The sequence below is a fragment of the Photobacterium sp. Ph5 genome (assembly GCF_022129445.1).
In the GTDB taxonomy this organism is placed as follows: Bacteria; Pseudomonadota; Gammaproteobacteria; order Enterobacterales; family Vibrionaceae; genus Photobacterium.
Genome location: NZ_JADQAQ010000012.1, coordinates 52,464 through 65,418, shown reverse-complemented (window position 1 = coordinate 65,418; position 12,955 = coordinate 52,464). Strand labels below are relative to the sequence as shown.

Genomic DNA, 12,955 nt, shown 5'->3' with positions numbered 1-12,955 from the left:
GATAAGGTTTAAGCATGAAAGATCCACATCAGTATTCAAAAGTACCTAAAGGGCGATTATCACGACTATCGAAATTAGGCTCGTTGGCGTCAAGAGTCGCAACTGGCATGGTTGCTGAAGGGGTGAAACAGTTAGCGTCAGGACATCGTCCCAAAGCCAGTGAGTTGCTCTTAACGCCGAAAAATGCTCAACGTGTGGCTGATCAATTAGCACAGTTACGCGGTGCGGCGATGAAAGTAGGTCAACTGTTATCGATGGATGCTGGTGATTTACTCCCGAAAGAATTAACTGAACTGCTATCTCGTTTGCAAGCTGATGCTAAACCTATGCCTATTAGCCAATTGAATCATGTGCTCATTGCTAACTGGGGGGAAGATTGGCAAGACAAATTTGCTCAGTTTTCGTTTTATCCTGTCGCTGCGGCATCAATAGGGCAAGTTCATAGAGCAAAAACCAAAGACGGTCGAGATATTGCTTTGAAGATACAGTATCCAGGTATTGGAGAAAGCATTGATAGCGATGTACATAATGTTTCAACCTTGCTGAATCTATCAGGATTAATCCCTAAGTCTATTGATGTGTCAGAGCTATTAGACGAAGCGAAAAAACAGTTACATGCCGAAGCTAATTATCAGCAAGAAGCACACTACCTTAAACAATTTCGCCAATTACTGTCAGATGATGATCGTTTTCTGATCCCTGAGATATATGATGATTTAACATGTGAAACGATCTTGGCGATGAGTTTTGTCGAAGGAATCGAAATAGAGCAACTGGCTAAGCAGCCCCAAGCAATACGTGATGAAGTGATGGCACTTGCTTTTACTTTATTGTTCAAAGAAGTGTTTGAATTTCGATTAGTGCAAACCGATCCTAATTTTGCTAATTATCGTTATAACCTTACCAGCCAACAGTTTATCTTGTTAGATTTTGGAGCCACCCGCCAATATCCAGAGCGTGTTTCAGAAGGTTATCGTCAATTAATGTCCGGTGCGGTTAGAAAGGATCGTGAAGTTATGCTTACTGCACTGAAGCAAATAGGCTTTTTCCATCAGCAAATTGAAGATGTCGCAAAACAAGCTGTTGTAAACTTGTGTTTAGAAGCTTGTGAGCCATTAGCGTTTGATGGTGTGTATGATTTTGGCGTAACAGATATGGGAAAACGCATTCGCGATGCCGGTAGCGCCTTGAGTATGAATAATGGTTATTGGCATACCCCACCGGCCGATGCTATTTTTTTACACCGTAAGTTAGGCGGTTTATATCTGTTAGCAGCCAAACTTAAAGCAAGAGTGAATGTTCATGCGTTATTTCATCCTTATATTAGGTAATGTTGAATAACCAGTTAAATATTTTCTAATAATATTAACTTGTAAAATCACATAAAATCTAAAGTTCAAGCTGTTATTGTTTAGATATCAGAGCATATATTTTTACAATCAAAAATTGATCGTTTGTTATTAGACATTAGACCCCTGTTTGATAGTATGCGTTTCAATAATTGTATGATGAATTTACATTGAACGTGTATAGTGTTGAGAGAGTAAGATGACAGGCAAGCATGTATCTTATGCGGTACAAAATTATGACGCATTGTCCTATGAACCTCAGGATATATCAAAGATAGCACTTGTCACGGAAGGCGGAGGTCAAAGAGGGATTTTCACTGCGGGAGTATTAGACGCATTTTTAGATCAGAATTTTAATCCGTTCTCATTAATGATTGGCACGTCTGCAGGATCGCTTAATTTAGCTTCTTATATTTGTGGTCAAAAGAAGCATGCTTTTAAGGTAATCACAGAAGCAACAACAAACCACCATTTCTTTGATGTTTATCGCTTTTTGTTTGGTAGAGAGGGGCTTGATCTTGATTGGTTAATGCAGCAAACCCAAACACGCTTTGAACTTAATTGGCATCAAGGCAGACAAAATATGCGTCATAGAACTGTACTCGCATCAGCAAGTAATACGGTGAGCCATCAAGCAGCTTATTTTAATTTAAATACTGATAATTGGTCGTTGGCATTAAAAGCTTCCTGTGCAATTCCTGTTTTAAATAGACAACCAATTTACTCACAAAATGAATATTGGGTTGATGGTGGTTTATCAGCCCCCATTCCTGTTCAAGAAGCTTATGAGCGTGGCTATCGTCATATTGTTGTGATTCGAACAGTCCCTATTGATACATCATTTGATCATTGTTGGATGAGTAATATTCGCCGTGCGCTAGGTCATTCTAAAGCCGCAGGTATGATTGAAATGTTGTTAGAGCATGAAGATAACTATAGGAAAACACAAGAATTTCTTAGTAATCCTCCTGATGATGTAACAATATATGAGATTCATCCACAAAAAGCACTGAAGTCAAAAATGATTGGTAGCGACATGCCATCATTAGAAGAAGATTACAGCGTTGGTTATCAATCAGGTAAGTATTTTTTAAATACGGTGGGGCGACATATTGATATTCAAGAACCCCATTGTGATGTGTCCCATTTAATGGGAGAAGATGTCAGTGATTTGTGTAAATTTGCATAATAATTATAAGAAGTTGTCATGGCTAAACAAAATTGTGAGAGGGATTTTGTTACCAAGGAGTCGGTTTTTACCCATTTAATGGCGAGTGAAGTCCATTATATGTGGCAAAAGAGGGAGCAAGGTGAATTTAAAGGAGTGGATGGAATACCTATTCGATGGATAAGTATCCGACATCCTCAAAATGAGCGTTGTGTTGTCATTGTTAACGGGCGTAATGAAAGTTTCTGGAAATATCAGGAGCTTTGCTATGAGTTCTCTCGTAAAGGCTATGATGTGTACGCCTATGATCATCGCGGTCAAGGCGCATCAGGGCGATTAACAAATGATAGTGAACTTGGTCATGTGATCTGTTTTGATGATTATGTGTCTGATCTTAATTCATTTATTATAAATGTCGTTGAAAAACAAACATACAGACAACGGTTTTTATTGGCTCATTCAATGGGAGGAGCGATAACAACCTTATATTTAGAACATTATCAGACGCATTTTAATGCTGTGGTACTTAATGCGCCAATGTTTGGTATCAACCTTCCTATACCATTAAAATTAGTTGCTTCTTCAATCGCTAAAATTATCGAGCATTATCAAACACAACCGTCTTATGTGTTTGGATATAAGCCGTATCATGAAGCACCTTTTGAAGAAAATGATCAATGTCAAAGCCAAATACGATACGTTTGGGCAAAGCATTTGTATCAGTGTCATCCAGAGCTTCGAGTTGGTGGTCCTAGTGCTAGATGGGTATGGCAAGCATTAGCTGCCGCAAAAAACTGTATACGGGATGTTGAGCATATTCATACGCCAGTTTTATTGCTTCAGGCTGGTGACGATAAAGTAGTCGATAACCATTCTCATCATCTTTTTTACTCAAAGTGTGCAGAGTGTAAAATGAAAGTGATCCCACATGCTCGACATGAGTTGTTAATGGAAAAAGATTGCTTACGTAATCAGGCATTACAAGATACGTTAGATTTTTTTGAAACTTATATACACAAATGACTTTAATATGAAGTAATCAGGACTATCATAATCATCTATGCGATTTTCTTGATTACTTTTGATTATCAATAATTTTTGATTTAGATCGACTAGATTAAAAATCAGATCTATGTATACGAATCTAGTCATTCTCATTAATTATGCATATTACGTTTGTCTAGCATGAACTATCGCCTACAGGAGCATTAAAATAGAATTTTATTTTTACCTGAAGCCTTCGCTCTATATAGTAAATTGTCAGCACTCTTAAAAGGTGTTGCTTGATTTAAGTTATCACATCCAGCACTAATCGTAATGGTAAGATTATTCATCCACTGAAATTCCGCTATTACATTTGGCAATTGACTTAACTTTAATTTATTTTCTTCAGTGTTTTTTATTATAACTGCAAATTCTTCACCACCAATTCGGTAAAGATGTTCTTTCCCAATATATTTTGCAATATGTTTAGAAATAACTTTTAATACAGTATCACCAAAATCATGACCAAATTCATCATTTATATTTTTAAAATTATCCACATCAAATATACATAGTATAGTATCAGTGCCTAATTTGTTTTTGTAATCAATGTCAAATTTTCTTCGATTAAGTAAGAGTGTTAATCCATCAATATTTTCAATTTTTTTCAAATGATTAATCATCTTTATGAGAATAAAGGTTAATAGAATCATTAAAATCAAAACAAGACTAAAGTAGAAGCTATATTTGGTGAGTTTTTTAATTTTATAACTCATTAACGTATTGTTAGTTGATAATTTATCATTTAAATAAAATAGCTCATAGGATAATTTGTTTCTCTTTTCTAATTCATTAATAAATGATGTATTTAGGATATGATATGTTTTGAAATCATTTTTTTTGTATAATAAATCTAGTTTATTCTTATATATAAGAGACATATAACGATAATTTAATGAGCTAACAATGTTTAAAATAGAACTGATGTTTTTTCCATCAGTAATTTCACTATTTTTAGCATAAAGTATTTTTACTGATTGATAAGTTGGATATAAATCAACAAAATAAATTTTATTATTCTTGTTAATAATGTCTTTTGCTTGATTTAAAAATTCAAGACCTTGTTTAGTATCATTTAAGTAATAATAAGCTTCAGAACGTTGTATAAGTGAAAATGCTTTGAAATCATCCCACATATCATTACTAATATAATTTTTTTTGTTATCAATATTATTCAGTGTTTTTATAGCTAATCTATAATCTTTATTTGATATTTCATTATCAGCCTTTAATAAATAAGCGTCATAAATAAGCTGTTGCCAACTAGAGTTAATAGGTTTTGCATTTTCAAGTATAAAATTAGTAAGTTTTTTTGATTTTTCTGAGTTTCCAAGATTATTAGCAATAATAGCAAAATAAAGTTTACCGTAATAATAATAATATTTTTGGTTAATTTGTTTCGCTAGTTCCATGTAACTAAAAAGTGTTTTTATGGCACCAATATTATCATGTGTTAATTGCTGCAAACACATTATTTTTTCAAGCACATAAATCTCTTCTACTGGTATTAACTGATCACTGTTGTACAAGCTACTTAGAATAAATAAAGCCATATTATAACCATAACCTTGTTGTAAAAGCGGCCTTATACTTTCTGCTATGTTGATATATTCTTTTGAATAATCTTTTCTATCGATAGAATGAAAATAATTGAGTGCAGCTAATTCATTTTTTGAAAGTTGACTTTTTTCTAAATGAAATGAGCTAACATTTATTTTTTTGTGATGGTGTATTGATAATATATTTGTGCTTAATGTTAAAACACATAATCCGATTGATATAACAAAGGCTAGGGCTAAAGAATATTTATTTTTAGTGATTTTTTCAAACTTTATTACGTTTAATAACATACTATTTTACTTCGCCTAAGATGAATTTTTTTGAGTCACATGGTTTTGAAAAATAGAATCCTTGACAGCAATCAATATCAAGGTTTTTTATTCGTAATAACTCATCTTCTGTCTCTATTCCTTCAGCAACAATAAGTAAATTCATCGATTTACCTAAGGAAACCATCATATCAAGCATATTACTATTTGAAACGGCATATTTATTTGAGATAAATGCACGATCAATTTTCATAATATCAAAAGGTAATTCTTGAATTGTATATAAATTTGAATAACCTGTACCAAAATCATCAATAGATAATAATATTCCATGACTTTTAAGCATTAGCATTGATTCTTTTAATTTATCAATATGGATAAATCTGTTATCACTTTCAGTTAATTCGATAATGATTTTGTTTTTAACGTGATGATTTTTTTCGATAATTTTTATGACTTCTGATATATAATCATGATTAAGCATCATCTTTACTGTAAAGTTAAAGCTTAATAATAATTTTTTTTGATGAGACTTTTTTAAATCACTGAATGCTGTTTTCATTAAATGAAGTGTCACTTCATTTATTTCATCATATGCTTCTAATTCTGAAATGAATTTGTATGGTGGTATAATTTCATCGTTCTTTTTCCATCTACATAAAACTTCCGCAGCAATAAAATCATTGTCTTTAAATGAATATATCTGCTGATAAAAAGGAATGAATTGTTCGTTTTTAATTCCTTTTTTTATAGAACGATACATGATATTTTTTTGATTAAAAAATGAAAGAAATAGCTTGATAATACAATAAGAAAATAAAGATGAAATGACGACACATATCAATATTAAAATAGAAAGAGCCTTAAACTTAAAGCCGCTTTCTATGACTAAACCAGTGGCATTTAAAGTAATATATTTTGATAATAACAATTTGTCATTATTATTATCAAAATCATAAATGTCTGAAACTCTGTTAACAGTTATGTTGCTATGTAGCGCTGCTTGCAATGAGGAAAAGTAATAGTTGATCTGGTAATATCCCGTACCAAACCTAAAAATATAACTAAAAATGTTTGATTTAGTAAGTTGAGTTGTTAAGAAAGTACTTCTATTTTTGTGTAGTAATATTTTTATTTCTGGTGATAATGATTTGTTTTTTATAATATATTTTCCATTTTTTAAATAATGATTATCATTAATATACTCTATGGATTGAATATAGGGGTTGTTAAAAATTATTTTATTTAACGCTTTGTTACTGAGCTGATTATTCTTGTGGTTAAAGTAGTGATTTTTTTCTAAATTTACTTTTGCTAAATATATTCTATTAACAATAATATCTAATACCTTGTTAGTTTCTCTGTTTTCAATGTAATTGATTGACGTTAGTGATGTTATTATAGTTAATGTTATTGTTAATAATAAAAAGTAAAATGTATTCTTTGAGTGAGTCATAGCGTCGTTAAAAACTTTTCGTATGTAGATGAATTATTTTAATCTATAAAATATATTATCAACTTCAGATAATATATTGTCAATTGAGTTGGTAGTTCTGGAAGATTAGAATGAAATAAAAGCTTATAAGAATGAATTGAACCTAATTATAGGATGTTTTATATCCAAATAGAGCTGGGAGTTTGGATGCTTATGTTAAAGCAATATTTAGCTAGGTCTCATCTATTGTTTCTAAAAAAATCACTTTTCATCGAGTAAATATACTGCAGGAATAAGTATTTACCATTCATAGTCCCTGTTCTTTTGTCTTTGCAACCGAAGTTAAAAGTGCTTAGTTTAATATGGGTGAATAGTTGGTATTTAACGCATATTAATGCTGTATTAAATGTTTGTTCTTTTATTACACTTCATATTAGGCTAAAAAATATAGAAATCTAGGTATTCAAAATTTTGTACCTCAACATAATCAAAAATCAGATGACGATATGACGTGTAAGGAACTTAAATAATTATTAGCTATTTAAGGTCGAGAATGCATTCTAAAAAGTTAGTGTGAGAAAGAAACGTTACTAAGTAAAGAAAAGTCGCAATAGTACTTACTGTAAGAGATACCACAATTCGAAATATCAATAAACCATCGCAAAAATGGGTTAATACAAAGTGTACTGAGAAAGAGAAATTACTTAGATGATGCGGTACATAGCTTTGCTCAAGATAGAAATATCTCTCAAATAGCTGATGAGCTTATAAAAAATTGAATATTATATTGAGCCATTACTATAACTAAATGGATCAAGGTTAAATTAGAAATGCCTGACTCCGATTGAATATCGAAATCAGGCATTATAATTCGCTTAACCGAAATGTCTAACGTTATGATGTTAGTTTAGAAATAGGCTTTTTATTTCTGTTTTTATTGGCAAATAAACCAAGAGCGAGCATCTGCTTCAATAACCGCTTCTTTATACCAAGGTAGTGGATCAATTTCAGGGGCAATACGAATATCACCTTTTAATTTTTCAGTCGCTAATACGCTAACGCGGTTGTCATTCACACTCTGGATTTTACCCTTGTAAGTTACGCCATAAGCTTCGTCTTTGGTTTTCTTATACATACACACAGTTTCACCTATGTGTGTAGCAATAAAGCCAGTTTCTTCAGTCCAAGGTTCTTGTTCTGGTGCAGGCGTTTCTTTCTCATTAAAGAGTGCAGCCTGAGATTGGTTCGATGGAACAATCTTTCTATGTACAGAGTAGGGTTGGTAACCAAGGAGCTTAGCACCATCAATCCAAGCTGTTTTATCTACATCTTTATTTTCAATAACACGCATTGTGACAAATGGCCCGGTTGGACAAACATCAGCCCATAGATCCGTAGATGTTATACGTGCAGAGAAAATAGGTGTTTCATCTGGAGTATTAGGGTGGCTTACACACCATGCATCTGTATCTTGGTTGATCATGGTGCCAGAGTTAGCTTTACATGTTTTTTTTGCTAACTGATAAAATTGGCTAATTTCTTGTTGCGCTTGTTCGGCACTTGCAGAGCAATAACGATAACTTAAAGAAAAGGTTTCTTTAGGGTAAAACATACCTTTATCAACAACGGTACCTTGGCTACGTGTTGTATCAGAAGTCATAAATTGGCTAGCTATCGTTTTGAAACTTTTTTCAACGGTTGGTGTTGGTGTTGGTGGCGGCGGTGGTGTTGATGAACAACCCGCAATGGTAGCAATAATAGCTGCTAGTGATACTCGGGTTAAAAGGGTTTTGCGCATTCTTGCCCCCAGAAATACTCTTTGTATATATAAATAAAAAGATAGAATTAATTATTAAGTGTATAGGGGACAACAGAACGTGCGAGGAATCAAGAAATTATTCTGTAAAATAAAATGTATTTGTTACTTTTCAATGGGTTAAATTAAAAATAAATTATATTTTTATTACTTTATGATTTTTAACAAAAAAATGCCCACAAATTTTCATTTGTAGGCACATTGCTGAGGCGATAGATTAATCGGCGAAAGTATTCATTAATGTTTGTGAAGGTACAAAGTAGTGAGTACCTGTTTTTGCTTCCACAAAATCCAATAATCGGTCGTAATTACCATTTTCATCAGCATAAATCATTTGTTTCAAGGAGATATCTAAAATTTCTGGTGAAGCTGCAAAACCGATAAACATAGTGCCATGTTCCATAGCATTACCAAATGGACGGTTCTGACGTAGCATTTTAATTTCTTGGTCATCAATAATAACTTTACTCTTATTATTATGCGCCCAAGCGGGTTTCTGCTCATCATCAAGTTCAATATCATCAAGCTTAGTTCGACCAATAACTTGCTCTTGGTATTCCGTGGTTTGTTTATCCCATAAGCCTTGACGGTCCACATAGCGTTGCACGGTCAAGTAAGTTCCGCCTTGGTGGATACCACTATCATTCGCGACTAAAACTGCATTAAAACGAGCTTCATTTTTTGGATTTTCAGTTCCATCAACAAAGTCGATCATGTCGCGATTATCTAAGTATTTAAAACCTTGAATATCTTCAATTAAAGTCGCAACAGGTTGGAGTGCTGCGGCAATGTATTTCGCTGCTTGAAAATTAAGATCCATACGTTCAGATTTTATCATGATGAAAATATCTCCCAGTGTACTTGGGAAGTTACGTTCACCGTCAGCCATAGCAATAAAATCATGTAATAAAGATGGCGCTTGAACATCAGGAAAAACTGTAGACCATCCATGATTTGAAATACCGATGGTTAAAGATAAATCTGCTGTTAAATCTTTTTGTGCAATTGATTTTTCAATTATTTGTATTTTAGCAAAGATCTCTTTTACGTCATTGTTATGACTATTTTCATTAAATACAAAAGTCAGGTATTCAGCGAAAGTGTTTGGGTTAGAAATTGCGCCAGGTTGTGCAAGTTCAGATAAATGAATATTCATAATAGAAACCTTTAAATTTTTCTACTACGCTACGCCTTTAATAGCAGCAACGGTAGTGTGAATAATGTAATGTTAAATTACACAAGCGAAAATTTACTTTTAATTTAAAGCATAAAAATTCAATATCAAAGAGTGCAAATGTGTTATTTTATATGTAGTAATGATTGCTTAAATTTCTCACTATTGGATGGGATTGAGTAGTAAAATCCTTGGCAGCAATCGACATTCAAATCCTTTACTCTTATAAGCTCTTTTTTAGTTTCAACACCTTCAACTACTATTAATAAATTCATTGATTTACCAAGACTAACCATCATCTCTAGCATGTTACTATTTGAAACTGCGTATTGACTAGAAATAAAAGCTCTATCAATTTTCATAATATCAAAAGGTAGCTCTTGGATTGTGAGTAAATTTGAATACCCTGTACCAAAATCATCAATAGATAAAAGTACACCGTATTCTTTAAGTCTTAACATTACGGTTCTGATATCTGCTAAATGTTTAAATCTGTTATCGCTCTCTGTCAGTTCTATGATTATTTTATTTTTCACATTTGGTGTGTTTTCAATAAAATTGATGACTTTATCTATAAATGGCTTATCTAAAATCATAGCAACAGTAAAGTTGAAACTGAGTAGATATTTTTCATTAGGATAGATGCTATTTAGATCATCGAAAGCTTGTTTTATTAAATTTAACGTAACAGTTTTTATACTGTCTAACTGTTCTAGCTGATGGATAAAATGGTTAGGAGTCAGTATGTTACCATTGCGATCCCAACGGCATAATACTTCAGCAGCAATAAATTTATTTTCTGTTAATGAATAAACATTTTGATAGTAAGGAATAAATTCATCATTACTAACACCTTTATTAATTAAGCGTAAAACTGAATTATGGATATTAAAGTACTGACTTATGAATCGATTTAATTTTATGACAATTATAGATGATAATATAGTTGTAAAAAGTAATAGGATAAATAGCTTGGATGTATTGATACCACTTGAGATTACAATGTCTAAGTTATCCATTATTTTATAGCTTCTGAATAAGTGCTTTTTTGTTTTTTCGTGTATGTTATATATCTTGAATTGTGTTAGATTATTGTGAATGTTTTTTATCAATAAATTACGATAATAATTGATCTTATAGTAACCAGTACCAAATTTAAATAAATATGAGAATGATTGGCTATTCTTAGGTGATAGTAGATAAGGGTTATAACCTAATGAGATGATATTTTTCAAATTATGCTCAATTGGTTTATTTATATGCTCTTTTCTATCTGAATATATATACATTCCATTATTTATATATGAAATAGATATGATCGCAGGAGTTAATAAAACGAGATTTTTTAAGTTAGTAATGGAGTGTTTATCATTATGGGTACGTTCTATATCTAATTGAACTTTATATATTTTACTTTTTAGAAGATTTGATATGCTATTAATCTGATTTAATTCGACTGATTTAATTATAAAAAAAGCCATTAATGTCGATAGCAATATAATGCTTACAGACAGATTCAGCTTACTGTTAAATTTAAATTTCATTTGTACTAAAAATGACGCTAATAGAATGTAATAAGATATTATTTATTTTAAGTCTGTGTTAGTCAATGCATTTCATACCAAAAAGGTATAACTGTATCCATTCTCTTTTGTAGCGTCATTTATTTGCTTGGTGGTTGATTATTTCACGGTGAGAGTGTTTATATTGTGTACAATAAAAGTGCTTTTTTATTTTCGATAAACTTTTATTAATACGCTTGTTAGTAACATTGAGCCACTACTTTCTTTTTATAACGCCTCTTTTTTCGTTTGAATCTCGAATAGATCACAAACTAGTGTTTCTAGACTTAACTCCTAGAATTACCTTTGATACTAAGTAAGTCATAACGACACAGGTTACTTTAGGAGGTTGTTGTGTCTATTAACTCTATCGATTATTCAGAGATTTCTTCCGTATCATCTAAGTGGGAACACAAGGATGAGTCTGCTTCCAATATTGCTGATAGTAAAAAACAACAAGCTGCAGCAAGAAGACGTATAGAGCTTTTCCGTGATATTCAAGCGAGTGGGCTTACTATTGCCGAAGCCCGTGAGCTAGGCCTATTACATTAAGATCTGTATATGAGTAGTGACTTAGTTTTTCTATTGTTACATTGTCACTTTTATTGTAGGGGGATTTAACAGATAGGCTGCGTAAACGTATTTAATAATAGCAATTAAATCCTTTGTGGGATGCGATGTCTGCATCCCATTTGTACCTCTGGTTGTAGGCATTGTGCTTTATTGATAGCTTATAGCTATTGCTCCAATAAGTTGAATCGTATTGTGTTTTACTTTGCAAAGGGTAGAGTGATCACAAGTAAGTTTAAGAATGGATTATAACAATGACTACAATCACAACTCGCTGTCCACACTGTAAATCATTAAATCGCATGCCTTCAGATCGTATCAATGATGAAGCGACGTGTGGTTCATGTAAGGATAAATTATTTGATGGTATGCCAATTGAAGGCACTGAAGATAATTTTTCAACGTTATTAAAAAGTGATAAGCCAGTAGTTGTTGATTTCTGGGCACCGTGGTGTAGCCCCTGTGTTGGGTTTGCACCAGTATTTGCTGACGTATCTAATGAGCGTGATGGTCAAATCCGTTGTGTAAAGATTGATACTGAAGCACAACAAGCGTTAGCTGCTCAATACCGTATCCGTAGCATTCCAACCATCATGGTGTTTAAAGAAGGCAAGATGGTTGACATGCTAAACGGCGCAATGCCTAAATCGCATTTCGATCAATGGTTAAATGAAGCACTTACAAAGTAGTTGCCACTGAGTAATGATGTATTATAAAAAGCCGAATACGATTGTGTTCGGTTTTTTGTTATCCATTGAGATATAGAATAACAAATCCACATTTATTCCTTCAAGGCTTTATCTGCGCACTAATTTGCTCATATAGTATTCATTTGGCCTTTGAATAGGCAAATAATGGAAAATGATATTGTTATTGTGAGCAAGATCTCTATATACTCTCGCCTCGGTCAGAACAGTAAAGTTCAGCCACCTTATTTTACAAGCTGTCACCAGGGATAAGTGAACGACCCACGGAGTTGGACCGGCGTTATTTGTAGCTTGTTAATTT

General features: G+C 32.5%; 10 protein-coding genes. 5 read left to right on the top strand and 5 right to left on the bottom strand.

Going from position 1 to position 12,955, the window contains the following annotated elements; translation table 11 throughout:
- The first annotated feature begins 14 nt into the window (after positions 1–14).
- The 3 genes from I3259_RS07025 to I3259_RS07015 all read left to right on the top strand — a co-directional run bounded on the left by I3259_RS07025 (position 15) and on the right by I3259_RS07015 (position 3,540).
- Positions 15–1,331 carry an AarF/ABC1/UbiB kinase family protein gene (locus I3259_RS07025; protein ID WP_238028971.1) on the top strand — a complete coding sequence of 439 codons (1,317 nt, stop codon included), beginning with the start codon at positions 15–17 and terminating at the stop codon, positions 1,329–1,331.
- A gap of 217 nt (positions 1,332–1,548) precedes the next feature.
- On the top strand, positions 1,549–2,538 hold the full coding sequence (locus tag I3259_RS07020) for a patatin family protein (RefSeq protein ID WP_238028970.1): 990 nt from the start codon (positions 1,549–1,551) through the stop codon (positions 2,536–2,538).
- A gap of 78 nt (positions 2,539–2,616) precedes the next feature.
- The gene (locus I3259_RS07015) at positions 2,617–3,540 is read left to right on the top strand and encodes an alpha/beta fold hydrolase (RefSeq protein ID WP_238028992.1); all 924 of its coding nucleotides are present in this window, start codon (positions 2,617–2,619) and stop codon (positions 3,538–3,540) included.
- Between the two features lie 185 nt (positions 3,541–3,725).
- Here the strand turns inward: I3259_RS07015 and I3259_RS07010 are convergent, their stop codons facing one another.
- The 5 genes from I3259_RS07010 to I3259_RS06990 all read right to left on the bottom strand — a co-directional run bounded on the left by I3259_RS07010 (position 3,726) and on the right by I3259_RS06990 (position 10,834).
- On the bottom strand, positions 3,726–5,411 hold the full coding sequence (locus I3259_RS07010; RefSeq protein WP_238028969.1) for a GGDEF domain-containing protein: 1,686 nt from the start codon (positions 5,409–5,411) through the stop codon (positions 3,726–3,728).
- Position 5,412: 1 nt separating this feature from the next.
- Positions 5,413–6,846, bottom strand: coding sequence for an EAL domain-containing protein (locus tag I3259_RS07005; RefSeq protein ID WP_238028968.1), 1,434 nt, complete (start codon positions 6,844–6,846; stop codon positions 5,413–5,415).
- Positions 6,847–7,759: 913 nt separating this feature from the next.
- Positions 7,760–8,623, bottom strand: a complete 864-nt coding sequence (locus I3259_RS07000; protein WP_238028967.1) for a hypothetical protein — start codon at positions 8,621–8,623, stop codon at positions 7,760–7,762.
- A gap of 235 nt (positions 8,624–8,858) precedes the next feature.
- The gene (locus I3259_RS06995) at positions 8,859–9,797 is read right to left on the bottom strand and encodes a Dyp-type peroxidase (RefSeq protein WP_238028966.1); all 939 of its coding nucleotides are present in this window, start codon (positions 9,795–9,797) and stop codon (positions 8,859–8,861) included.
- Between the two features lie 143 nt (positions 9,798–9,940).
- Positions 9,941–10,834 (bottom strand): EAL domain-containing protein, encoded by an 894-nt coding sequence (locus I3259_RS06990; protein WP_238028965.1) that lies wholly within the window; start codon positions 10,832–10,834, stop codon positions 9,941–9,943.
- Between the two features lie 897 nt (positions 10,835–11,731).
- Here I3259_RS06990 and I3259_RS06985 point away from each other — a divergent pair.
- A complete protein-coding gene (locus I3259_RS06985; protein ID WP_238028964.1) occupies positions 11,732–11,929 on the top strand; it encodes a hypothetical protein in 198 nt (65 codons plus the stop codon).
- A gap of 272 nt (positions 11,930–12,201) precedes the next feature.
- Positions 12,202–12,636, top strand: a complete 435-nt coding sequence (trxC, locus tag I3259_RS06980) for a thioredoxin TrxC (RefSeq protein ID WP_238028963.1) — start codon at positions 12,202–12,204, stop codon at positions 12,634–12,636.
- The last annotated feature ends 319 nt before the right edge of the window (positions 12,637–12,955 follow it).